General features: G+C 51.5%; 24 protein-coding genes. 14 read left to right on the top strand and 10 right to left on the bottom strand.

Annotated features, from left to right (window positions below):
* Positions 1 to 3 precede the first annotated feature (3 nt).
* The 3 genes from H144_RS0117320 to H144_RS0117310 all read right to left on the bottom strand — a co-directional run bounded on the left by H144_RS0117320 (position 4) and on the right by H144_RS0117310 (position 3,040).
* Positions 4 to 624, bottom strand: coding sequence for a DUF6134 family protein (locus tag H144_RS0117320; protein WP_019943359.1), 621 nt, complete (start codon positions 622 to 624; stop codon positions 4 to 6).
* Between the two features lie 193 nt (positions 625 to 817).
* Positions 818 to 1,459 carry a hypothetical protein gene (locus H144_RS0117315; RefSeq protein ID WP_019943358.1) on the bottom strand — a complete coding sequence of 214 codons (642 nt, stop codon included), beginning with the start codon at positions 1,457 to 1,459 and terminating at the stop codon, positions 818 to 820.
* Positions 1,460 to 1,534: 75 nt separating this feature from the next.
* Entirely contained in the window at positions 1,535 to 3,040 is a 1,506-nt protein-coding gene (locus H144_RS0117310) for a serine hydrolase domain-containing protein (protein ID WP_019943357.1), read from the bottom strand.
* A gap of 308 nt (positions 3,041 to 3,348) precedes the next feature.
* On the opposite strand from H144_RS0117310, the gene H144_RS0117305 reads away from it, so the two are divergent.
* Both H144_RS0117305 and H144_RS0117300 read left to right on the top strand, forming a co-directional pair.
* Positions 3,349 to 4,512, top strand: a complete 1,164-nt coding sequence (locus tag H144_RS0117305) for an MFS transporter (protein ID WP_026350772.1) — start codon at positions 3,349 to 3,351, stop codon at positions 4,510 to 4,512.
* An 80-nt stretch (positions 4,513 to 4,592) separates the two neighbouring features.
* Positions 4,593 to 5,594, top strand: coding sequence for an alpha/beta fold hydrolase (locus tag H144_RS0117300; protein ID WP_019943355.1), 1,002 nt, complete (start codon positions 4,593 to 4,595; stop codon positions 5,592 to 5,594).
* A 20-nt stretch (positions 5,595 to 5,614) separates the two neighbouring features.
* Here the strand turns inward: H144_RS0117300 and H144_RS0117295 are convergent, their stop codons facing one another.
* A complete protein-coding gene (locus tag H144_RS0117295; protein ID WP_019943354.1) occupies positions 5,615 to 6,535 on the bottom strand; it encodes a sugar phosphate isomerase/epimerase family protein in 921 nt (306 codons plus the stop codon).
* Positions 6,536 to 6,726: 191 nt separating this feature from the next.
* Between H144_RS0117295 and H144_RS0117290 the strand changes: the two genes are divergently transcribed.
* From H144_RS0117290 to H144_RS34350, 12 genes are all read left to right on the top strand, one after another.
* The gene (locus tag H144_RS0117290; protein WP_019943353.1) at positions 6,727 to 7,443 is read left to right on the top strand and encodes a hypothetical protein; all 717 of its coding nucleotides are present in this window, start codon (positions 6,727 to 6,729) and stop codon (positions 7,441 to 7,443) included.
* A gap of 20 nt (positions 7,444 to 7,463) precedes the next feature.
* A complete protein-coding gene (locus tag H144_RS0117285) occupies positions 7,464 to 8,477 on the top strand; it encodes a hypothetical protein (protein ID WP_019943352.1) in 1,014 nt (337 codons plus the stop codon).
* A 51-nt stretch (positions 8,478 to 8,528) separates the two neighbouring features.
* Positions 8,529 to 9,551: a Ppx/GppA phosphatase family protein gene (locus H144_RS0117280; protein WP_019943351.1), complete on the top strand. Its 1,023-nt coding sequence runs from the start codon at positions 8,529 to 8,531 to the stop codon at positions 9,549 to 9,551.
* A gap of 94 nt (positions 9,552 to 9,645) precedes the next feature.
* Positions 9,646 to 10,146 carry a hypothetical protein gene (locus tag H144_RS0117275; protein ID WP_019943350.1) on the top strand — a complete coding sequence of 167 codons (501 nt, stop codon included), beginning with the start codon at positions 9,646 to 9,648 and terminating at the stop codon, positions 10,144 to 10,146.
* Positions 10,128 to 10,790, top strand: coding sequence for a hypothetical protein (locus H144_RS0117270; RefSeq protein ID WP_019943349.1), 663 nt, complete (start codon positions 10,128 to 10,130; stop codon positions 10,788 to 10,790). The genes H144_RS0117275 and H144_RS0117270 overlap by 19 nt, the downstream gene beginning before the upstream one ends.
* Before the next feature lie 89 nt (positions 10,791 to 10,879).
* On the top strand, positions 10,880 to 12,361 hold the full coding sequence (locus tag H144_RS0117265; protein WP_019943348.1) for an HsdM family class I SAM-dependent methyltransferase: 1,482 nt from the start codon (positions 10,880 to 10,882) through the stop codon (positions 12,359 to 12,361).
* Between the two features lie 3 nt (positions 12,362 to 12,364).
* Entirely contained in the window at positions 12,365 to 12,811 is a 447-nt protein-coding gene (locus tag H144_RS0117260; RefSeq protein ID WP_019943347.1) for a DinB family protein, read from the top strand.
* Between the two features lie 87 nt (positions 12,812 to 12,898).
* Positions 12,899 to 13,486 carry a TetR/AcrR family transcriptional regulator gene (locus H144_RS0117255; protein ID WP_026350770.1) on the top strand — a complete coding sequence of 196 codons (588 nt, stop codon included), beginning with the start codon at positions 12,899 to 12,901 and terminating at the stop codon, positions 13,484 to 13,486.
* A 38-nt stretch (positions 13,487 to 13,524) separates the two neighbouring features.
* Positions 13,525 to 13,764, top strand: a complete 240-nt coding sequence (locus tag H144_RS0117250) for a hypothetical protein (RefSeq protein WP_019943345.1) — start codon at positions 13,525 to 13,527, stop codon at positions 13,762 to 13,764.
* A 21-nt stretch (positions 13,765 to 13,785) separates the two neighbouring features.
* Entirely contained in the window at positions 13,786 to 15,045 is a 1,260-nt protein-coding gene (locus tag H144_RS0117245; protein ID WP_019943344.1) for an MFS transporter, read from the top strand.
* Positions 15,046 to 15,356: 311 nt separating this feature from the next.
* On the top strand, positions 15,357 to 16,121 hold the full coding sequence (locus H144_RS0117240) for a ParA family protein (RefSeq protein WP_019943343.1): 765 nt from the start codon (positions 15,357 to 15,359) through the stop codon (positions 16,119 to 16,121).
* A gap of 5 nt (positions 16,122 to 16,126) precedes the next feature.
* The gene (locus H144_RS34350; RefSeq protein WP_157504801.1) at positions 16,127 to 16,435 is read left to right on the top strand and encodes a hypothetical protein; all 309 of its coding nucleotides are present in this window, start codon (positions 16,127 to 16,129) and stop codon (positions 16,433 to 16,435) included.
* A gap of 53 nt (positions 16,436 to 16,488) precedes the next feature.
* On the opposite strand, the gene H144_RS0117230 is transcribed toward H144_RS34350, so the two are convergent.
* Genes H144_RS0117230 through H144_RS0117205 form a run of 6 tightly spaced genes read right to left on the bottom strand, consistent with a single transcriptional unit; the run spans position 16,489 to position 22,009 of the window.
* Positions 16,489 to 18,300 (bottom strand): M64 family metallopeptidase, encoded by a 1,812-nt coding sequence (locus H144_RS0117230; protein WP_019943341.1) that lies wholly within the window; start codon positions 18,298 to 18,300, stop codon positions 16,489 to 16,491.
* Positions 18,297 to 18,797: a hypothetical protein gene (locus tag H144_RS0117225; protein ID WP_019943340.1), complete on the bottom strand. Its 501-nt coding sequence runs from the start codon at positions 18,795 to 18,797 to the stop codon at positions 18,297 to 18,299. Before H144_RS0117225 ends, H144_RS0117230 begins: the two co-directional genes overlap by 4 nt.
* Before the next feature lie 55 nt (positions 18,798 to 18,852).
* Positions 18,853 to 20,247, bottom strand: coding sequence for a pyridoxal phosphate-dependent decarboxylase family protein (locus H144_RS0117220; protein WP_019943339.1), 1,395 nt, complete (start codon positions 20,245 to 20,247; stop codon positions 18,853 to 18,855).
* Positions 20,248 to 20,250: 3 nt separating this feature from the next.
* Positions 20,251 to 20,613 (bottom strand): nuclear transport factor 2 family protein, encoded by a 363-nt coding sequence (locus tag H144_RS0117215; RefSeq protein WP_019943338.1) that lies wholly within the window; start codon positions 20,611 to 20,613, stop codon positions 20,251 to 20,253.
* A gap of 6 nt (positions 20,614 to 20,619) precedes the next feature.
* Positions 20,620 to 21,090 carry a DUF1572 family protein gene (locus tag H144_RS0117210; protein WP_019943337.1) on the bottom strand — a complete coding sequence of 157 codons (471 nt, stop codon included), beginning with the start codon at positions 21,088 to 21,090 and terminating at the stop codon, positions 20,620 to 20,622.
* 4 nt (positions 21,091 to 21,094) lie between these two features.
* Positions 21,095 to 22,009 (bottom strand): DMT family transporter, encoded by a 915-nt coding sequence (locus H144_RS0117205; RefSeq protein WP_019943336.1) that lies wholly within the window; start codon positions 22,007 to 22,009, stop codon positions 21,095 to 21,097.
* Positions 22,010 to 22,065 lie beyond the last annotated feature (56 nt).

The following is a 22,065-nucleotide window of genomic DNA, read 5'->3' as shown; positions in this document are numbered from 1 at the left end:
GCGTCAGCGCAAGGCATTTTTGCCTTCACTCAATACAATTCTCAGCTTGAAACCAGCAAGATCGGTCTTTACCTCACGGCAAAGACCGTTTTTGTAGGAATATACCCCTTCTTTACCGTCCGGCAACGTCACGCCGTATTTGCCCTCGGACAGCTTGCGGATATGGCACATCTTGCCGTAGCGTTCGGAATACACTTCCGTGATATTGATAGGTTCCTTATAATAAAGGCTGGTAATGGTGCTGCTGATAGGCTTGTTCACTACGGTACTCGGCTTATCCTCTCCATCTTCGCCGGAAAAAAGCACTTCATACAATGTCTTTGTACTGCTTTTTGTCAGCGTTTTTTCCTTCAAATCACCATTGACATGGTGTGCGCAGGTGGCGGAAACGAGCTTGCCCTGCACATAATTGGTTTGGGTCGAATAGGACCCTTTGTAGAACATTACCTTGAAATCCGACTCGATCCGGTGCGTTTCGGTATCTCCGTCCGCACCTTTCTCATCGAATACTTTCAGGGAGCCGATCGTGCGGCCGGCTACGATCACATCGTAGACATTCTGGCCTTTGGCAACCGAAAAAACGAGCATGAATAACCCGACCACTACAATACCCGTAACGCGCATCTTCCTGTTGTTTTAAGTGTCCCATTAGTGTGCAATTCATCTATAACTCCATTATTTCCGTTCCTATTGCCCTTGAACGAAGATTATCAGGCTGTTAACTTAAATCAACGCGGCTAGCATGACGACCGTTCAGGAAAAAGGGGGATTAATCGCCACACCGGTTAGCGTACGGCTGCTAATCCCTCGCTGCCTTTTAAAACCGACCGAATTTTAGGGTCACGTTGTATGAAATATTACTGATGTCGCTGTCGCTAAGGCCATTGCCTTTCGCATTAAATGCTTTTCGGTAAGAGATCCCCGGGCTGAACCGCATCCATTTCAGGAGATTGAACTCCACCTGCACGCCGGGCTCCATCACGAAGAAACACCTGGCATTTTCGTCGTGGTCATCGTCCCATTCATCCCATTCCCAATCGTCGAAGTCCCGGCGGTCGTATTGCAATGTAAACCCGCTGCCGGTCATGAGGTTGGCGGTGAGATGCACCTTTCGGGTCGAGGCGATCACGTACTCGGTCATTAAACCGAACTGGCCGTACATGTAGGTCATCTTGCGTGCGCGGAAATTTTGTTCCAGTTCCGGCACGCGGATGAAGTTGGTCGTCGCGGCGCCTTCAATCCCGATCAGCAGGCGTTGATTGATAAACCAGCCGCCGTAAATCTCCGGCATATTGGCAAAGCGCCCGTCAATTTTCGTAAACTTATTGGAGATCCCGGCGTACCCGCCCGACCGCCAAATGCCCCGATTTTGGAAAATAGTCTCGTTTTCCTGCGCAAAAACGCTGGTCAAAGTGCCGAGAACGATGAAAATAGCGAAGGATAGAATTGTCTTTTTCATAATTGTCCTGATGTTTCTACCGAGACAACCGGCCCCGACGATCCCCCTATGCCGTCATTATTTTTTCCCCAAAAACTATTTGTTCAGCGAAAAATCAAGCTGCTGGATCAATGCGGGGTTTTCGGGCGACAAGGTAAAATAGACGCGGATACTCCCCGACTGGCATTGCAGGTTAAATGTACCCCGGAGTTGGTTCTCGGCCACCATTTCGGTAGCGCCGGTCATGCTGCCGGCCTTTGCGAGCAGCACATCCAGTTCCTTCTTCCGATGCGATACGGAGCGGTCGGGGAAGAAATTCTCGGCGAAAATGCCGCTCTGCTCCGCATGTTGCCAGGTTGGCAGCAGCTTCACGAGCTGATCTTTCCGCTGTTTGAGCACATTAGAAACGGTAACAGGCAACGGTTTCAGCTCCGCCAGGGCGATCACCGTATCGAGCACCGCCGTGTTGATCGTCGCCATGCCCGCGTACGTGCGGTTAGCGTGCGCGATGATGCCGATGCCGTATTCCGGCAGGATTTGCCACTGGCTGCCGAATCCCGGCAAACCGCCGGTATGCCCGATACCCGTTCGAGCCTCGCAATCCCTGCTCCACCGAAGCCCATAGCCGTAGGCCGATACCATCGGGCAAACACGCCCGCCAGGGTAGGTAAATGAGGTATTCAGGTTATTAAAATTCCAGGGCATCTGCATTTCACGCACATCGCTGCGCGTAACCGGGCCTGTGTCAGCGCCCGACGAAGGCGGCCAGGCCGACAAATGGAATGCCACATATTTGCTGAAATCGTCGATGGACGTGATCAGGCCGCCCATCGCGCCGTAAGTACCATCATGTTCGAGCGCTTCTTCTTTCCAGATATCATCCTCGTAGCGGTATCCGTGCGCGAGCAGGTTTTTGGGCGCCTCGGTATATTCCCAGATGGTGCTGGTCATGCCTAACGGTTTGAAAATAACCTCATTAATGTACTGCTGGTACGGTTTTCCCGACACATTCGTTATGATCCTGCCGAGGATCGCAAAGCCAAGGTTACTGTATTCGTAGGTCACACCGGGCACATTGGAAAAGGAAATACCCTTGGAAATCAATGCGATCAGGTCCTCGTCCTTCGTATCGAGCTGGCGGTCGCCCCAGGGATTATCCTCCGGAAACCCGGCCATATGCGTGAGCAAATGCCGCACCGTGATTGCCGGGGCATCTTTGGTGAGCGAAGGCATGTTTTTCAGTTCGGGAATGTACAGGTAAGCCGGGTCGTCGAGTTTCAGCCTGCCTTCCTTTCGAAGGGCGAGGATACCCATCGCCGTCACGCTCTTCGACATGGACGCAATGCGGAACAGCGATTTCGGCGTCGCTTTGGTGGAAGTAGCGATTTCAGTGAAGCCCTGCCCGCCCGAAAGCAACAGCTTCCCATCTACTACCAACCCGAATGCCAGACCAGGGAAATGGTTCTTCTCCGCATAGTCGCGATAGAGCTTTTCAATGACGGGCAAAGTAGCCCGGATCTTGTCCAGGCGTTGCTGTGGGGCATTTTGTGCCCGTGAAAGTAATGTCAGTAAACAAAGGAGTGAGGTAAAAGCGACGCGCATCAGGCTGTGATCGGGTTGGTTAAGGTATCCGGTGAATTTAAAGAACAGTAACCGTTTTGCCTACTTTTTCACCAATTACCGCCATCCATTCGTCCATTAAATCATTAAAATGCAACGTTTCTTAGTTTTGTACAACACATACTTTTTAATTTAATTTAAAAAATACAATTCATATGAATTAAATGCTCTTCCAAAGCGTTAATTTTGCAGTGCAAGAAGTTTAAAACTGCACATAATGCAATTTTCACTCCTCTTACCATCTATTCGAAAAAATTAAAAAAATTATATAAAAGAAATACCAGACACACATGAATTATTCAATTTTCGCCCCTTCCGATTCCAGACGATATTTAAGATGGGCCGTTGCGGCCTTCTTCTTCGTGCAGGGCCTCAGCTTCGCCGCGTGGGCGAGCCGTATCCCGGATATTAAAAACATGCTGCACCTCACCGAGGGTGGTCTTGGCACCGTGCTGCTCGCACTGCCGCTCGGCCTGATGGCCAGCCTCCCGATCTCCGGATGGATGGTCACGCATTACGGCAGCAAGAAAATGGTGCTGATAGGCGCTATTTTGTATGCTATCACACTCACATTCATCGGGTTTGTGACCCGGACCGAGCAATTGGTAATCGCGTTGTTCGCATTCGGGCTGTGGGGTAACCTCACCAACATCGCCGTGAATACGCAGGCGGTGGCCGTTGAGCAGGTGTATGGAAAATCCATTATGGCGTCGTTCCACGGGTTGTGGAGCCTTGCGGGCTTCGTAAGTGCGATGATCGGCTCGCTGTTCATTTCAGTGCATGTGCCTCCTCATATCCACTTCCTCGTGATCGCGCTGATCGCATTCGCGATCATCTTTACGGCCTACAAGCACACCATGCCCGACACCGAAAAAGAAGCGGGTGAAGAGCAGCCGATGTTCGTTAAACCCGACCGTGACCTGCTGATCCTGGGCCTGATCGGCTTCTGTGCCATGGTCTGTGAAGGCGCCATGTTCGATTGGAGCGGTGTATACTTCCAGGAAGCGGTCCACGTGCCCGCATCGATGACTACGCTGGGTTATGTGGCCTTTATGGGTACCATGACGGGCGGCCGCTTTGCCGGCGACTGGCTCGCCAATCTCCTCGGACGTCGTAAAATGTTGCAGGTAAGCGGTACATTAATGGGCACAGGCCTTGCCATTGCGGTCGCATTCCCGCATTTGATTACTGCCACAATTGGTTTTCTGCTGGTTGGCTTCGGTGTATCTTCGGTAGTTCCGCTCGTTTACAGCGCCACGGGACGTTCCAAAACCATGTCGGCCGGAATGGCACTGGCAGCGGTTTCCTCCATCAGCTTCATCGGCTTCCTGATCGGCCCGCCGTTGATCGGTATCGTGGCCCAGTTTGCCAACCTCCGCTGGTCGTTCGCGATCGTGGGCGTACTGGCGACGTTGACGGCCTATTTGTCGACCAAGGCCCGACTGATCGACTAGGACCTGCTGGTACATATTTTTCAATGCAAGAGAGGATAGCGGCGACGTTATCCTCTTTTCTTTTTACTAGCTCCAAAACGATGAAAAAACTGACATTGGGCATTGGCCTGCTCCTGCTTTCGCTCACCGCCTCACACGCGCAAAACGACTCGCTGCGGCCGCTGGATATGAACCTGGAAGCGTACACCTACCCTTTTCCGGTGGACTACCTCGAATTCGAATCGCAGGGAGAGAAGCTGCGCATGGCGTACATGGACGTGCGCCCCGCGCGTGCGAACGGGAAGAACATTGTGCTGCTGCACGGCAAAAATTTCAACGGCGCGTACTGGGAAGAAACGGCCAGGGCGCTTTCGGAAAAGGGTTTCCGCGTCATCATCCCCGACCAGGTCGGGTTCGGGAAATCCACGAAGCCCCTGCATTATCAGTATTCTTTCCACGACCTGGCGGCGAATACCAAAAAGGTGCTGGATAAGCTGGGGGTTACCAAAACGGCGATCCTCGGGCATTCCATGGGTGGAATGGTGGCCACGCGGTTCGCATTGATGTACCCGGAGACGGTGGATAAATTTATTCTCGAAAACCCGATCGGCCTCGAAGATTACAAGGTGAAAGTGCCTTTCCAATCGGTCGATAAATGGTATATGAGCGAGCTGAAAAGCGATTTCAATTCCATCAAAAACTACCAGCTGAACAGCTATTACGACGGCAAATGGAAAGATCAGTATACGAAATGGGTCAACCTGCTGGCCGGCTGGACGCTCGGGAAGGATTACCCGCGGGTGGCCTGGAACAGCGCGCTCACGTACGACATGATCTACACACAACCCGTATGCTACGAATTCGGGCAGATAAAGGCCCCTACGCTGCTCATTATCGGCCAACGCGACCGCAGTGCCGTGGGCAAGAACCTGGCGCCTGAGCATGTGCGAAAAACGCTCGGAAATTATCCCGAACTCGGTAAGCAAACCAAAGCAAAGATCGCGAACAGCGAGCTGGTTGCGCTGGACAACATCGGCCACCTGCCCCACATCGAGGACTTCGGGAGGTTTATCGCACCTTTGCTTCGGTTTTTAGAAAAATAAATACTGTTTACAAATATAAATTACCCAAAGAACTGGCTCACGTAATTTCTGCTTGTAAGAATCGCGCTCTTTACATCGGTGATGTTGGCCTCGTACGCCTTATCCTCCACTTCTATCACGACGGGCCCGCGATAGCGCACGTCCGTTAATGCGGCGAAGAAACCGCGCCAATTGACGTCACCCAGCCCGGGCAATTTAGGCGAATGGTACTCTAATGGGTTAGCCAGAATGCCGACATTGTTAAGTTTATTTTTGTAAACTTTCGCATCTTTCAAATGAACATGGTGCAAGCGTGATTTATAATTATAAATCGGCAAGGTTTCATCCATCATTTGCCAGATCATGTGCGACGGATCGTAATTGAGGCCGAAGAGCGGATCAGGGATGATTTCGAACATCCGGTCCCATACCGCCGGGCTAATGGCCAGGTTCTTGCCGCCCGGCCATTCGTCGTCCGTGAAGAACATCGGGCAGTTTTCGATACCGATTTTCACATTGTTTTCCTCCGCTACCTTCACGATCGCCGGCCACACGTCGGCGAAACGGGCGAGGTTATCCTTGATGCTTTTGGACGGATCGCGGCCGATGAATGTAGTCACAACGGGAATATCCAGCTTCGCCGCGCCGCGTATCACTTGTTTGATATGTTCTATATAATACTCGGAACGGTTCGGGTCCGGATCGAGGGGGTTGGGGTAATAGCCCAGCGCGGAGATGAAAACGCCCGCCTCTTTCAGGGTATGTCTGATGGCCGATACCTTCGGGTCGGTCAGGTTATTGACATCGATGTGGGTCACGCCCGCATACCGGCGGCTGTCGGCGTTATCGGCTGGCCAGCACATCATTTCCACACATGAAAAGCCGTTATTTCCAGCAAATTGAACGACGTGTTCGAAGCTGAAATCGGCCAGGATTGCACTATTAAAACCTAATTTGAGCATAAGGACCTAGTTTTTTGGCAAACATGCGCAAAAAACGACCGGCTTTCAAGGATAACCCGAAATTCCATCCAAAATTTCGGCGGCTTCATCCATGCAGGCTACCATTGGTAACTATCGCCCCCTATGAAATCCTTCGATTTTTAGTAATATTGATCCGACAAGCACAATGAACCTTAACACTTTATACACTTATGGCAGACTCTGAACCGGGTATCGGTAAAAAGATACTCAGCTTCTTCATCAAGGACGCCGAGGAACCGGCAGCCGGACAGCCGGGTAACGCGGCCACGGCTACGGGAACTGCGCAACCGGCCCCAAAGCCATCCGCCCCCCCCGCTCCTTCCCAGCCAATGCCTGCTACCGTCACCAATGCGGCGGGAACAGGCCAGGTAGACCGCAAATTCGTGGAGCATTTTGTCAACCTGCTGGAAAAGGCCAATTTACCCGGCCCCGATTATTTCGAATACAAACAGGCACTCCAAAGTATGGACGGGCTTGGACTGGGGGAAGAGAAGCAGTTTCAGGCTGCCTGGGCGAGCTTCAAGGCCATGGGCGGGGCAAAGAATACCGACATTCTGAAAACTTCTGCTGATCAATACCTGGGAATATTGGGTAAAGACCGGGACGCATTTCTGAAAGACGTCGAGAAAGCCGTGAAAGACCGTGTGGGCGCTTTGCAGGACGAGCACAAAAAACTCGAAGATGCGAATGCGGCTTATGCGCAGCAAATCATCGACTTACAAAAGAAAATCGACGACAACAAGAACCGTTTGGGGCAGATTTCCGGCGAAGTTTCGGAGCAAACGGCCAAAATCAATGCAAATAAGGATAGCTTCGAGGTGACGTACCTCAGTTTCGTGGATCAGATCAAAGCCGATCTTGCGAAAATCAATCAATATCTTCAATAAACCTGACAACTAGATCACAAATGGCAACACCAGATTTCACCCAGATCGGCGGCCCGCAGGAGGACAACTCCAAAAGGTCCTATTGGAGCCGACCGGAAGGCATTACCTCACTCCTTTTCATGGGAGGCGCGGCAGCGGTGGTCCTCTATTTCTGGAACAAAATCGCGGCTTTCCTGATAGAAGTGACGCAAAATACCCTGTACCTCGGCTTTTTGATGGCCGTGCTGGCCGTGGTCATCTTCCTGCTTACGAGCAAAGACGTACGTACCGCAGCGTTCTTCCTTTTCAAATCGCTGATGCGGAGCATTACCGGCCTCATCATCAAGCTCGATCCGATCGCGATCATGAAGATCTACATCGACGACCTGAAAGAAAAGCGCGAGAAAATGCAGGGGCAGATCAACACGCTCGCAGGACAGCTGGTGAAGCTCAACAAGAATATCAACGAAAACAACGAGCGCATCAAGCAGAAATTCGCCGAAGCCAACAAGGCAAGTACGATGCTCGACCGTCCGGGAATGAAGGAAACCGCTTCTCTGGCGACGATCGAAGGGGCCGGTTTACAGGAAATGAACGAAAAACTCCTGCCCTTGCAGCGCAACATGAAAACCGTGCTGGAATTCATGGAAAAAGTAAACAAGAGTGCGGATTACATTATTAAAGAGACCGAAATAAAAGTTAAACTCAAAGAGGCAGAATATAGAATTGTAAAGGAAAGCTCCAATGCATTGCGCACGGCGATCAGCATTTTCAAGGGTAACCCCGACAAGAAGTTCTATTTCGATGAGTCAATGGAGTACATTCAGGACGATATGAGCCAGAAACTGGGTGAAATGAAACGTGCGATGGACCTTTCGCTGGACTTTATCAACGGTGTGGACGTACAGAACGGGCTGCTTTCCGACAAAGGCCAGGCCATGCTCGAAGCCTACAATTCGGGCCAGTTCAAGCTCATCCAGCTTGATGCGCCGCAGAGCGCTACCCGCCCGATCGATACCCCGAAAGATTCGAGCTACAAGGGCTTACTCGATTGATAATTCTTCATTTATTCGCGTACTATTTTTCATTTTACACATCATAACTACATGAAAAGACTAACAGTTGCCGGCCGGTTGATCATCACCGCGCTGATTTTAGGGGCTATATTCGTTGGATACAAATACTTCGGCGGACAAAAAGCCCTGAACCAGATGGCCGAAGACCAGGCACAAAGTCCGCAGACAGAAGCCACCACCGGCGAAGCCGAAAGCACGGCGTCCGATCCGGGCACGTCGACAGACAGCGAAGCGACCACCGCGGGGGCGGGCGCATTCACCTATACGTCACCCGCGCCTGTGGACGGGAAGCTGAAAGGCGTCGTCGAGCTTGGTGCCAGCGGTTTCAACTCCTTCATCATTACCGTAGACCAGGAAAAACGCTGGAAACTTGAAAAATCGGAGTTCGGCAACAGCCTTGTGACGGAAAATATGGCGACCGACGAGGACGTGCGCATCGGCCTGAAAAAGTATATCGGTACCATGCTGGATTACGGCGTGGGGAGCAAAGACATCCATTTCGTGGTGAGCTCAGGCGCGGCGAAAGCGGAAGTTACAACTAAAATTACCCGTGTATTGAAGTCGCTGGGATATGTGGTGAACCAGGTAACCGCCGAGCAGGAAGGCCAGCTGGCATTGAAATCTGTCCTACCGACCGAGTACACCGACAAAGCGTTTGTCGTGGATATCGGCTCGGGCAACACGAAGATTTCATGGATCAAAGGCGGCAAAATCTCCGCCCTGGAATCTTATGGAGCGAAGTATTTCCAGGACGGCACCGACGATAGCAAAGTATACCAGGAAGTGAGCGCCAAGGCCAAACAAGTGCCGGCCGAGCTCCGCAACACCTGCTTCATCATCGGTGGCGTACCTTTCGAAATGGCGAAAGAAGTGCGCAAAGGCAAGGAGCGTTACACCACATTGAGCGCGCCGCTGGCCTACTCCAAACTGACCAATGCCAAGTCCAAAGCCGGAGTTAACATTTATAAAGCAGTAACCGACGCCACCGGCTGCCAACAGTTCGTCTTCGACTGGGACGCTAATTTTACGATCGGGTTTTTACTTGGGCTTTAATTGGAGGGGAAGAACGGAGGAAAGGGACGACGATATGCGTCTCCCCTTCCTCCTTCCTCCATCCCCCTCCCTCCCTTTTTCTCCCTAACTAGAAATGACATTACAACAATTCTTCGACTCCGTTTCAGCCAATCCGTGGCCGGCCGTAGTTTACTTTTTGATATTGCCGTTTACGGCTTGGGTGGTGGGCATGGCGGCGGACGGGAGCCGGGATATTAAATTCTGGTCGGTTATTTATGCGATCCTCGTCTATGCGGTTTGCATTCCGGGCATCTTCGCGGTTACCCTCAACATTTACCTCTTTCTCTTCGAACGCCAGAGCATCTGGAAAGCCGACATCGTTTTGCAGTATTTGCCCGTCGTCTCGATGGCTGTGACGCTGATGTTGATCAAAAGCAAGATCCCTTTCTCATTGATTCCCGGTTTTGGGAAAATTTCAGGATTTCTTACCTTAATTGCCGCGCTCATCGGCGTCATGTGGTTTTTCGATAGAATCCACTTAGTAGCATTCACTTACGTTCCATTTTCGGTCATTTTAATCGGTTTTGTACTCACTCTGCTAGCCATCAGGTTTGCATGGAGCAAATTGTTCTGAATAACGGCACGTACATTCAAATCTCCGTCAGCGACGAGCAGAAGCTTTTTGCCCGCCAACTCGTCGACCATTCGATAAAGCATCACCACATTTCGAACATTTGGGATAAAAACGAAGAGCGCCTGGTGCAGACGCGCATGATGCGCTTCACGGGTTCGCTCGGTGAGGTCGTCTTTGCCGACTGCTACCACCTTCCCCGCCCCGCCCGCTCATTCGGCGCGACCGATGGTCAGGACTGGGGGCAAGACTTCCTCATCCGTTCCGATACCGAAGACTTTGCCGTCGACATCAAATCCATGAAACGCCGCTCGGGCATCCTCGCCCGCGACTACGTTTTGAACATCCCTTCTTCCCAGCTGCACAAGCCCGGCTCGAAAACCTCGCATTACTTCTGCATTTCCTTTCACCAATCCGAAAGCGACGGTACCATTGCCTCCTTGATCGGCTTCATCGACAAGCATGCATTGGAAAACGGCGAACTAGGTCAGCTCTTCCGCGCCGGCACCAGGCGCACCAGGGCCGACGGCAGCGCATTTACATTCCACGAAACTACCTATGAAGTGCTTTTTTCCGACATTGCCCCGCCGGTAGTAACTAATTCGCTCCGCAGGATAAAGGGATTCCGTTTGTGCGAATTGAAATGAGTATGTTTTGTTCGTAACATTACCGTAACTTCGCCCTCCGATTTTTGACCATCATCTTCAACAAGCGAAAGGCACCGATTTCTGATTCAATGGCTTCACAAACACGCACGTATGCGCGCAAGAAATTGCTGGGCCAGGTTTATACACCACTTCACATCGTCGAGAAAATACTACGGCATTGCGGCTTTTACGAGGCCGGTTTAAATGAAAAACGTATCCTCGACCCCGCTTGCGGTGACGGGCGCTTTCTCGTTCCGATGGCGGAATTTATCATTCGAAATACTCCCCCAGACCAAATTGCCGACAAATTGCAACAATTGCATGGATGGGATATCGATCAAAAAGCATTGCAGCAATGCCGCGAAAACCTCGACGCGCTGGTTGCCCCACTCGGTATTTCGGTCAACTGGAATTTACGCAAATGCGACGCATTGAAGCAATGGCGATCCCGCGAGCGCTTCGATCTGATCGTGGGGAATCCGCCTTATATCCGCATTCAGCATTTGCCTGAAACACAGCGCAAATATATTCAGAAGCATTACTCGTTTTGCAGCACAGGGTCCACCGATGCATTTATTGCATTTTTTCAACTTACGACCAAACTTCTCGCAGACGGGGGCTTGTGCGGGATGATTACGCCTAACTCCTATCTCGTATCAGAGTCCGGCGGGCCGTTGCGAAAGTATTTTTATAAGAATCAGAATTTAAAGCATATCACCAATTACCGTGACATAGCGGTATTTGGCGCGGCTTCGACGTATCCTGCAATTACGATATTCGGCGGGCAGCACGCCGATGTTTTCCGCTTCGAACAATGCATGAACAACCGTTTCGAATACGAAGGTCGCGATATTCCGCATTCGGAATTACAAAAAGATATTCCGTGGCAGCTCTCCATTCAAGCGCGCGCAGCGCAGGAAGGCCAGCGGCTGGGTGACATTTGTAAAATCTCCGTCGGTTTGACGACGCTGGCCGACGGCTGCTATCTGTTCAGTATCATCAGCGAGAAAAATGGTGTGGTGTATGCCAAGAACAAAAACGGCTTTTTCACACATCTCGAAAAAGATTTGCTGAAACCCGTCATCAAAGGCTCTAAACTTAAAAACGCCAGTGATGCGGTCACTGAATATATCTTATTTCCCTACCAAAAAGACGAGTCTGACAAACAGCGCATTATCCCCGAAGAAACCCTGAAAAAAGAATTCCCGCAAACATATTCCTACCTGCTTAAAGTAAAATCAGAACTGGATCGTCGTGATAACGGAAAGCCTAATGCAGTGGCTTGGTACGCATTCGGGCGGGCGCAGGGACTGGACAATGCGTTTGGCAGGAAGATCATCTTTTCGCCGATCAACCGGGAGCCCAACTTCATTTTGTACGAAAACCCCGACGTAACGGTTTATTCAGGTTATTTTATTAAATATGATGGTGACTATCAAATGCTTCTGGAACAGCTCAATTCGCAGCGCATGGCCGATTTTGTGGCCGTTGCAGGCAGGGATTTCCAGGGCGGGTACAAAGGTTATAACAAAAAAGTAATCGAGAATTTCATCATTTCCAATCACTCCTGAATTATGGATATCACTACCGCAATCGACCGATTAACATGGCTGTGCCAACACATTCCTGCGCTGATCGAAACCATCCCGGCCTCGGAATTTGAAAGCAGGCCTGCGCCCGGAAAATGGAGCAAGAAAGAGATTCTTGGCCACCTCATCGACAGCGCGGCGAACAACCATCAGCGGTTCATCAGGATACAGTCCGAACAAGAGCCCGTAATCTTCTATAACCAAAACGACTGGGTCGGGCTGAGCCGGCATAACGACATCCCTGCCGAACAACTGGTAGCTACGTGGAAGCATTATAACCTCCACCTGGCCGCCATCGCCAAAGCGATCGCACCGGAGAACCTGACCCGGAACGGCCTGGGACGTGATGGCCAGCCACACACGCTGAAATGGTACGTCGACGATTATGTGGAACATATGGAGCATCATTTGAGACAAATCGTGAACTATTAACCCGTGAATTTCAAGAATTAACACACTCAAAAATATAAATAAACGAACGTTCATTTATATTTGTAATATGATAAATGAACTGTTACATTGAGACTGAGAGACGCTAACAAGGAGGCCTTGATCCGTGAAAAAGCCATTGAACTGATTGTAAACCACGGTTTCGACGGGTTAAGCATGCACAAACTCGCAAAAGCGGCTGGTGTGTCCGTGGCCACGATTTACATTTATTTCAAGGACCGGGAAGACCTCATCCAGCAAGTTTTTACCGATGAATCACGCAAAATGACGGAGGCGACATTGCGGAATTTCGATCCCGACGCGCATTTTGATGAAGGCTTGAAACGGCAGTGGATCAATCGCATGAACTATTGCCTCGAAAATCCGTACAGCATGACATTCATGGAGCAGGTGAAGCATTCGCCACTGGTGGAGCGTTCGAACGTTGATACGCGGTTTTTGCAGGCCATGCAGCGGTTTGTCCATAATGCGATCGACCGGAAGGAAATTATGCCATTGCCGGTAGAAATATACTGGTCGATTGCCTTCGCGCCGCTTTATCAGCTCGTCAAGTTCCACATCGCGGGCAAGAGTATGCCTGGCCGCCCGCCGTTTGTTTTCGACGAAGAGAAAATCAACCTGACACTCGGATTGGTGTTGAAAGCCTTGAAACCTTAGCAAAAGCTGAAACCGGTCCGCATCCAAATTTGTTTGCCATGAACGACGATAAACTCACCGATGCGTTTGTGCTGGTTTTCAAGACCAACATCAACACCCCTAGACAAGTCAAATCGATTGGTGTCACGCTGGATCACTGTCCCGAAATCCTCAAATGGAACGTGGACCTGGCGGATATCGACAGAGTGCTGCGGATTGAAGCCACACACGCACATTGCGGGCCCGTGATCGAGCTGGTCAGGCGCGCCGGCTATGCATGCGAAGAATTAACAGACTGAAAATTTACAAATCCAAACCCCATGTCCGAAACCAAACCCACTTTTACCAGCTATGAAAAGTTTATCATAGCACTTCTTGCCACCTTGCAGTTTACAGTTGTACTCGATTTTATGGTGCTTTCGCCATTGGGCTACATCCTGCTCGACAAGCTTTCGATCACCACCAGCCAGTTCGGCCTCGTCGTATCCGCCTACGCATTCAGCGCAGGTGCTTCCGGCCTGCTTACCGCCGGTTTTGCCGACAAATTCGACCGAAAAAAACTGCTGCTTTTCTTCTATGTTGGCTTTCTGCTGGGCACGCTCTTTTGCGGGCTCGCACCGACGTACCATTTGCTGCTCGCCGCACGCATTTTCACCGGCATTTTCGGGGGCGTAATCGGATCGATCAGCTTTGCGATTATCACCGATTTGTTTGCGATCGACGTTCGCGGCCGGGTGATGGGCTTCGTTCAAATGGCATTCGCGAGCAGCCAGGTGCTCGGCATTCCCATCGGTCTTTACCTGGCCAATAAGTTCAACTGGCACGCGCCGTTCCTGATGATCGTCGGGCTGGGCCTGATTATCGGTTTACTGATCGTGACGAAAATGAAACCGATCAATGCGCATTTGAAAATGCAGCAGCGCGGGAATGCATTCCAGCATCTGGGCAAAACCCTCTCCCGCCCCGACTATCTCCAAGGCTTTGCGGCGACGGCATTGCTCGCTACCGGCGGCTTTATGCTGATGCCGTTCGGTACGGCTTTCGGGGTACACAACCTCGGCATCGCCGAAGCTTCGCTGCCGACATTGTACATGGTGACGGGCATTTCGATGCTTGTGTTCAGCCCGATGATCGGCAAGCTGAGCGACAAGATCGGTAAGTACAAAGTGTTCCTTTTCGGGTCCACGATCACCTGCGTGATGACCCTCATTTATTGCAACCTCAGCGTAACGCCGCTCTGGATTATCATCGGTTTGAACGTCCTGCTTTTCGTCGGTATCACCGGCCGGATGATCTCCGCTTCGGCGCTGATGACCGCCGTTCCCGACGCCCCCGACCGCGGCGCTTACATGGGGATCAACTCCTCGATCCAGCAGATTGCGGGCGGACTTGCTGCATTGCTGGCCGGCTTCATTGTGTCGGAAACGAGCACGGGGTTCATCGAAAACTACCCGCTGCTCGGCGATGTGGTTGTCGCCGCGGTGATCGTGACGGCGCTCCTGATGTACCGCATTCATAAGTATGTAGCGGCAAAACTGGCCGCAGTATCCCCTGCCGGCGCGCCGAATCCGGCGGTTTAACGGTTTTTAGAGGCTTCCGTTCTCCCCCTGCGCAAAGCTGGAAGGCAAATCCAATCACGTGATCAATTGCTCTCCGCCTTGGCTCAGGGGGATGTCATTTTTACAGCATTCTCAATATCAACGCATTGTAAAATATTTATAAAAAAATTCTTTTAATACTTTTTATTCATTTAAAATGATTGATACATTTACCACGACAAAAACTTTTTCGACTTTCTATTTATAAGGATTAGGGTTAAAAATATTTTACGTTTATTTACGTACCAGACGTGAAATAAACTATTAACTTTTTATACTTATAATACTTTTAAATGAAAATCATCAGTATTGTCAACAACAAAGGTGGTGTGGGAAAGACTACATCTGCCCAGAGTATTGCTGCCGGTCTCAGCAAATTTGCCAATGCACGAGTGTTGGTTATTGATCTGGATGCGCAGGCGAGTCTTACCAAGAGTTTCGGCATCCAGCATGCCGGTCTGAAAAAAGACAGCGGCTCGTTCATCACCGGCGAATACGAATTTGATGAGATCGTCAAGCGTGTTGGAGACATTGATGTTTTGCCCGGATCGGCCGAAATGATCCACCGGGAAGATACGATCAAGTCGGCGCCCGTTTTTCCTTTCAACCTGAAAATTGCATTGGAAAAAGTGAAGGACCGTTACGACTTCGTGATCATCGACTGCCCTCCTGCCCTTTACGGAAACACGAGGCTGGCATTGGTTTCCTGCCACCAGTACTATGTACCGTTGCAGGCAGAGTTTTTAAGCTACGAGGGTTTGCGGAACTTCCTGGTGTATTCTGCGGAGATCAAAAAGATCAGCCCCAGCACCAACCTCGGTGGCGTGTTCGCGACGCGGTACAATCCGAAGATCCGGAAGAAGATCAGCCACGAACTGATCACGGCGACCCGGGAGCAGCTGGGCGAAGTTTTCATGGAAGCGTACATCCGCGATAACATTGCATTATCGGAAGCGCAGGCCAACGGAACGACGATCTTTGATTACGCACCCACCAGCAACGGAGCAGAAGACTATTATAAGTTAACAAAAGAAATACTGGAACGAATAAATAACTGACACGTATGGCTAAGGAGAGAAAGTTTGATTTTGCGCCACTACCACTACCCGAAGTACAGGAAGAGCCCGCAGTGGAGATCACCCCGGCACCCGCCGAAGTCGTGGACGGCGCCCCTACCAAGGTTACCTTCGATTGTGATTTTGTGCTGATGGAAAATATGAAGGATTACGGTTACTGGGAAGGCCTGACGCAAAAAGACATTATCATCGAATCCTTAAAGCTGTATTTCCAGGATAAAGAAATCCGACCCCGCCCCGATAAGATACGCAACCGTACGAAGGTAGGCCGCAAGCCCAAATCGGCACTGATATAAAGAAAAGGTCTCCCGCAGGAGACCTTTTTTCGTATTCCATGGATGCGTTGACCTCACTCCACCACCACCTTCCCTGTGCGCTCGCGCAAGCCATTCGTGAAGCGGTACACATACACGCCCGAAGGGAATTTCACGGGAATATCCGTTCGGGATTCAAAAGTCTTTGACAGCATTTTGCGCCCGGCCTGGTTGAACAATGTGAATGCGGATCTGCCGGTCAATGCAGTTTGGACTTTGATCACATCACGCGCCGGGTTGGGCGAAACGGTTACCCATTGCTCCGGATTAGCGGGAATGGAAAGAATGGGGTCTACTTTCACTTCCGTCTGCGCTTTTTTCGAACAGCCGTTTACATCTGTAACCGTCACCTCGTAGACGCCCGCATTAGACAGTGCAGCGTCTTGCACGGATGCATGCGAGAGCGTGGACACGAATGCCCGCGGGCCGCTCCACGAATAGCTCGTGCCGCCCGTGGCAGTCAGTTCGATCGTGCCGCCAACGGTGTAAGGCCCCCCGTTGGCCGCGGTGGCGTTCGGCAATGGAAATACGTGAATGGGCAATTCCACGGTCTGTGCCGGGGTACCTTCCACTTTACAGGTGGCCGAATACGTGGCCGATTGCCCGGGCTTGACCTGAATGGTCTTACCGCTGCCGCCCGCCGACCACGTCAATGCCCCCTGACAGCCAAAGGCCGCCAACGTAACTTCCTCACCTGCGCAGATGGTATCTTTCGAAGCGCTTGCCCGGAATACATTCGGCGTGCTGGATTTCAGTTGCCATTCGAAGCGCCGCGTCCGCTCGGTTCGGGCGTCATCGTAACGGCTCAGTCGTGTCGAATCAAAAACGCTGGCAACAAGTAATGCGCCGTCGGGAGCCTGGTCGGGCGTGAGCGTGAGCTCGCTTCCCTTCCCCGCGACGGGCTCGTCATTGATCGTCCATTTCACCTGCAACGTATTCGGATTCGGCGCCAGCAAGCCCAGCCTGAATGTTTGCGCCGAATTGACGGTGACGACAGATCCGGCAGCCGGTTGCACGCTTTCCACGGGATTGATTTGTTTCAAAAGCGTTTCAGTCGTCGCTTCGGTGCAAACAGCACAAAATTGCTGATTGAGATATTCCATCAGGCAGGTACCATTGGCCGGTTTGTGCCAAAGTGCGGCTTCGCCGGTATTGCCATGCTGGTAAATGCCTATGCCAAACACATTAAGCCAGCCTCTCCAACGAACGAGCGCGGGATTTTTTTCCAAAGTCATGTTTGCCGCCTCCCAGCCATAACCTGATCCGGCCCAGTATTCATCGTTTAAATGGGAGAAAGTATGCCCGATTTCGTGCACACCAATGGTATTCGCCTGCGTGTGCAAGGTATGTACCGCAATCTGCCCGCCGGAACCACCGTAAAATGGCGTGTTCACGAGAACAATAATCAGGTCATACATCGGAAATTGGTTCGCCATTAAGTTGTTGAGCACACTGTACTTGCTAATCGTTACCAACCGGTGGATCGATGTTCCAAACGATGCACCAAAAAAAGTGTTCTTCGAATTAACAGGCTGATCCTTATAAGCGTCCGGAGCCGTGCCTGGATTTGTCACCCCGCTTTCGGCGGACGGCGTGCGGATGGCGAAGAAGTTGAAATAATTGCGGTAATGCACATAAGGCTCGTACCCGAGGAAGAAATCGGCGAACTTCCTGGCTTCCTCCGCAAATTTCGGAAGTTCGATTTGGGTAAAACCGTCGCCAAGGATCACGACATTGATGCGGTTGTCCAGCGGCCCGTTTTTGTACAAGGTATCCACCTGGTAGGTTTGCGCGAATGCAGCTGCGGACAGGCAAATGGCGAATAGTGTGGTAAAGAGTATTTTCATGGTTGGTCGAAATGAAGGGTGTAGATTTTCACAGTACCCTTTTCCGGAGTGACACTAAAAAGCTCCAAAGCGTTGAGTCCCGGACGCACTGGCATGCGTACCTGCAACGATCCTTCTTTCGCCTCCACCTCCTTCCGGTCGATATGCCCCGACTCGTCGCTCACCTCCGCAGACCGGTAAAGCGGGTGCTCGAAGGTCATTTCCTCTTCCAGGCCAACGTCTCCATAACGCGGTATGGCCTTGATCCGCACCGGAAAATTGACCGGATGATAAATGTTCTTCATCCGGCCGACACCCAGGTTCGTGCCAGCCAGCTCCACGCGCTCGCGACCGCCTGCCTTACCCGTAATACGGAAGTTCAGGAACAGGATATGATCGGCCGAACGGCTGTCGTAGTTGGGTAGCTCACGGATGTTCAGCACCGTGACGCCCGGACTGCATTGCATCGTCGACAAGCACGTGAGCAAGAGGGCTGCCAGGAAAAAAAAACGAAGCATGTGTAATGGTGATAAGGCTGTAACGGTGGTCAATGTACAGCTTTATCAACGAATTTCACAACCCTTGCAGCGCTTCCTCCATCTCACGAATGGCGACCAAAATATCCTGATTTCCCGTTCGATAATTGACAAACGCAGCACGCATTGCCGAGTGTCCCGATAGCAAAGTTGGCGTCATGAAAATTTTTCCGCGACGATTCATTTTTTTCAAAAATTCCGGCATTCTTTCGACGCCTGATTTCAGCCGGAAGCATACGACATTCAGTCGCACCGGCGCCAGCAGCTCGAAATGTTCGCTTGTTTCAATATAATCTCCAAATTCCTGCGCCCGCTCAATGCCATTCTGCACGATCCATTCGAAACCGTTGCGCCCGTAGGCCGTCAGGCTGAACCACGCCGGCAATGCCCGGAAACGACGAGAATTTTCGGGAAGGAAATTGAGATAGGAGAAATTGTCCAGCGGATCGCCGAGATACGGCGCATTGGAGTTTTGAAATGTACTGATTTGCAGCCGGCTATGCGATTTCCGAACGAGCGAAACAGCGCTGTCGTAGGGTACATTCATCCATTTATGGCAATCGATGGTAATGCTGTCGGCCTGCTCCCAGCCTTCCAGCAAATGCCGGTACGAAGGCGAACAAGCCGCGAAACCGCCAAATGCGGCGTCGATATGCAGCCAGAAATTGTACCGTTTTTTCAATGCGACGATGGCCTTGATGTCGTCGAAATCAACCGTGTTAACCGTCCCTGCGCTGCAATTTACGATTACCGGCCGGCCCGCACAGGCTTTCAATTGCCGCTCGAAATCGGCAAGATCCATTGCTTCGCGGCCTTCCAATGCCGCTATGCGAATGACATTGCTGCTGCCGATACCGAGCATAGACAACGATTTCACCACCGAAGAATGCGGCGTAGCGGCCATGACTACCATTTGCCCGCCCACGCCTTCGCGCGAAATGTCCCTGCCCGATTGCTCCCCGGCCCATTGCCTGGCTACCGCCAATCCTGTAAAGTTCGACATCGTCGCTCCCGTCACGAAACCACCCTGGAAATCCTCCGGCAGATGCAGGAGCTCGCATAAAAGCCTGATCGTCTGCTGTTCGAGGATTGCGGACACATCGCCCTCGCCTTGCACGCTTTGCGTATTCTGGTCGTAAACCGCTGTGAGCCAGTCGCCTGCAATCGCGGCCGGAGTGGCACCGCCGGTGACGAATCCCCAATAGCGCGGCCCGCCGCTGGCGACCATCAATTTTTCATAATGCTGTTTAAAATAATCCAGACTGGCCAACGCGCCTATGCCGACCGCATTCAAACCAGGCAGCGCTACGGATTGGTCCGCGATGGACGTCGGTTTTTCATGGATCTTTTCAAGAAAACCGAGGCTGTCATTTTTAACCTGGTCTAGAATGTCGTCCAGGCTATTCAATTCATTTTCAAACAATTCAAACATAACTTAAAGATTATAATGCGCTTTTACCAAACAGATCCGTCCCGATTCGTCCAGCTCCATCATCTCGGCGGCAATCCGGTCGTTGACGCTTTGGTAATATAAAATGAGCGAACCCGCGCCCGCAAGCGTCTCAAACAGTACGAAATGCAGGTCCTGATATGTGTCGAGCGCTTTTTTGAAATAGATTTCCAGTTCCTGCTTGTCGGAAATGACGCCTTCCGCATTCATTCCCAACTTGATAATGTAGGGCGAAAAGAATTGAATGTCAGCAGCATAAAGCTCCATAATAGCCGCGAGGTCATGGCTGTTCCAGGCAGCGATCCATTGGCCGGCAAAGGATCGCGCCGTTTGTTCCGTTAAATGCATGTTAATTTATGGTTTTGCTGAGGGTAATGCGGTCACCCAGCGACGGTGGTAGTTGATATGCCCGAGGTGCCACGACAAATGTGCCAGCAAATGGGTAAGTATCAGGTGTACAGTTTGTTCCGGGAACATATCCAGCACGTTCCGGGGGTATTCCTCAGCCATCTTCTGCTCGTCCAGCGACTCGATCGTCGTGATCACCATGTCGCGGAGCGTATCCAGCTCGGCGAGCATTTGCGCCCGGGAATGGGTACGCTGACTAAATTCGGCGTCGCGGTCGCGGGAATAGGCGTGCCCGCCGAGCGTGAGGCATATATACGTGCGCAGGTTGCCGATCAGGTGCTGGCACAGATTGCCGCCGGGATTGATCGTACCGGGAAGCGGCAGCCACAATGCTTCCTCGTAGGGGTATTGTTCAATTTCGCCCCGGAGCCTTTTGATGTCGCGGCTATATAATGTCACAAATGTGCTGTTGATCATGGTATTACGATGTTAATTCGTGCTTTCTTTTTTGCAGCTGATACCCGCGGTTGACGAGAAAAACCCCGCTGATCGTAACGGTGAACGCCAGGACGGTCAGCCAGGTAATTTTTTCATCTAATATAAGGAAACCGAGCACCAGCGCTACCAGGGGATTGATGTACGCATAAATTGACACCAACCCCGCGGGTAACCTGGACATGGCGAAAAGATACGAGGCATAAGCGAGAATAGAACCAAAAAATATCAGGTAAAGCAGCGCCAGCAGCGACTGCATTTGTAAAGCGGGCAGGTCGGTCCAGTCGTCGTTGAGCGCGCTGAGCACAAAAAGCCCCGCACCACCAGCCATCATCTGGATCGCCGCGTTGAAAAACGAATCTGTTCTGCCCGGGTAGCTTTTGGTATACAGCCCGCCCAGGCACCACGACACGCACGAGGCAAGCGTGACGCAAATACCCATCAAAGACTTACTATCGGCCAGGTAACTGATATTATCCCGAAAAACGAGCATTACCCCGGCCAGGCCGAGCAGCATACCGCCCGCGATGTGGCCGTTAATACGCTCCTCCTTCCGCGCCAGCAGGTTAACCACAATGGTAAATAACGGAACCGTCGCGTACAGCAACGCCGCCAGACCGCTCGGAATGTACTGCACACACCAACCGACAAGCCCCGTCCCGAATGTGATCATGCACCAGCCGGGCACGAGTTGCAGGCGAATATCGGCCCATGTCCACGGAAACGACCGGTTTTTCAAAGCCAGAAATGCCAGCAGCAGCGCCCCGGCGGCCACATTGCGAAACCCCATAAAGAACAACGCCGGAAAACCCGCCACGCCGATGCGCGCTGCGAGGTATGTCGTTCCCCAAAAAAAACAGACGAGGATCAATGCGATGTATGCCGTCAGATTGCTTTTCATAGCCTTTTACATTTAACGCCACAAAATTCTCTCCCTCTAATTTAATAAAACAGATT

Source organism: Dyadobacter beijingensis DSM 21582, assembly GCF_000382205.1.
Lineage (GTDB): Bacteria > Bacteroidota > Bacteroidia > Cytophagales > Spirosomataceae > Dyadobacter > Dyadobacter beijingensis.
Note: the sequence above shows the minus strand (reverse complement) of the source record. Positions and strands in the feature narration are given on the sequence as shown.

Bases quoted from the DNA above. Each gene is read 5' to 3' on its own strand.
- H144_RS0117320 (WP_019943359.1), bottom strand. From the start codon at position 624: ATGCGCGTTACGGGTATTGTAGTGGTCGGGTTATTCATGCTCGTTTTT.
- H144_RS0117315 (WP_019943358.1), bottom strand. From the start codon at position 1,459: ATGAAAAAGACAATTCTATCCTTCGCTATTTTCATCGTTCTCGGCACT.
- H144_RS0117310 (WP_019943357.1), bottom strand. From the start codon at position 3,040: ATGCGCGTCGCTTTTACCTCACTCCTTTGTTTACTGACATTACTTTCA.
- H144_RS0117305 (WP_026350772.1), top strand. From the start codon at position 3,349: ATGAATTATTCAATTTTCGCCCCTTCCGATTCCAGACGATATTTAAGA.
- H144_RS0117300 (WP_019943355.1), top strand. From the start codon at position 4,593: ATGAAAAAACTGACATTGGGCATTGGCCTGCTCCTGCTTTCGCTCACC.
- H144_RS0117295 (WP_019943354.1), bottom strand. From the start codon at position 6,535: ATGCTCAAATTAGGTTTTAATAGTGCAATCCTGGCCGATTTCAGCTTC.
- H144_RS0117290 (WP_019943353.1), top strand. From the start codon at position 6,727: ATGGCAGACTCTGAACCGGGTATCGGTAAAAAGATACTCAGCTTCTTC.
- H144_RS0117285 (WP_019943352.1), top strand. From the start codon at position 7,464: ATGGCAACACCAGATTTCACCCAGATCGGCGGCCCGCAGGAGGACAAC.
- H144_RS0117280 (WP_019943351.1), top strand. From the start codon at position 8,529: ATGAAAAGACTAACAGTTGCCGGCCGGTTGATCATCACCGCGCTGATT.
- H144_RS0117275 (WP_019943350.1), top strand. From the start codon at position 9,646: ATGACATTACAACAATTCTTCGACTCCGTTTCAGCCAATCCGTGGCCG.
- H144_RS0117270 (WP_019943349.1), top strand. From the start codon at position 10,128: ATGGAGCAAATTGTTCTGAATAACGGCACGTACATTCAAATCTCCGTC.
- H144_RS0117265 (WP_019943348.1), top strand. From the start codon at position 10,880: ATGGCTTCACAAACACGCACGTATGCGCGCAAGAAATTGCTGGGCCAG.
- H144_RS0117260 (WP_019943347.1), top strand. From the start codon at position 12,365: ATGGATATCACTACCGCAATCGACCGATTAACATGGCTGTGCCAACAC.
- H144_RS0117250 (WP_019943345.1), top strand. From the start codon at position 13,525: ATGAACGACGATAAACTCACCGATGCGTTTGTGCTGGTTTTCAAGACC.
- H144_RS0117245 (WP_019943344.1), top strand. From the start codon at position 13,786: ATGTCCGAAACCAAACCCACTTTTACCAGCTATGAAAAGTTTATCATA.
- H144_RS0117240 (WP_019943343.1), top strand. From the start codon at position 15,357: ATGAAAATCATCAGTATTGTCAACAACAAAGGTGGTGTGGGAAAGACT.
- H144_RS34350 (WP_157504801.1), top strand. From the start codon at position 16,127: ATGGCTAAGGAGAGAAAGTTTGATTTTGCGCCACTACCACTACCCGAA.
- H144_RS0117230 (WP_019943341.1), bottom strand. From the start codon at position 18,300: ATGAAAATACTCTTTACCACACTATTCGCCATTTGCCTGTCCGCAGCT.
- H144_RS0117225 (WP_019943340.1), bottom strand. From the start codon at position 18,797: ATGCTTCGTTTTTTTTTCCTGGCAGCCCTCTTGCTCACGTGCTTGTCG.
- H144_RS0117220 (WP_019943339.1), bottom strand. From the start codon at position 20,247: ATGTTTGAATTGTTTGAAAATGAATTGAATAGCCTGGACGACATTCTA.
- H144_RS0117215 (WP_019943338.1), bottom strand. From the start codon at position 20,613: ATGCATTTAACGGAACAAACGGCGCGATCCTTTGCCGGCCAATGGATC.
- H144_RS0117210 (WP_019943337.1), bottom strand. From the start codon at position 21,090: ATGATCAACAGCACATTTGTGACATTATATAGCCGCGACATCAAAAGG.
- H144_RS0117205 (WP_019943336.1), bottom strand. From the start codon at position 22,009: ATGAAAAGCAATCTGACGGCATACATCGCATTGATCCTCGTCTGTTTT.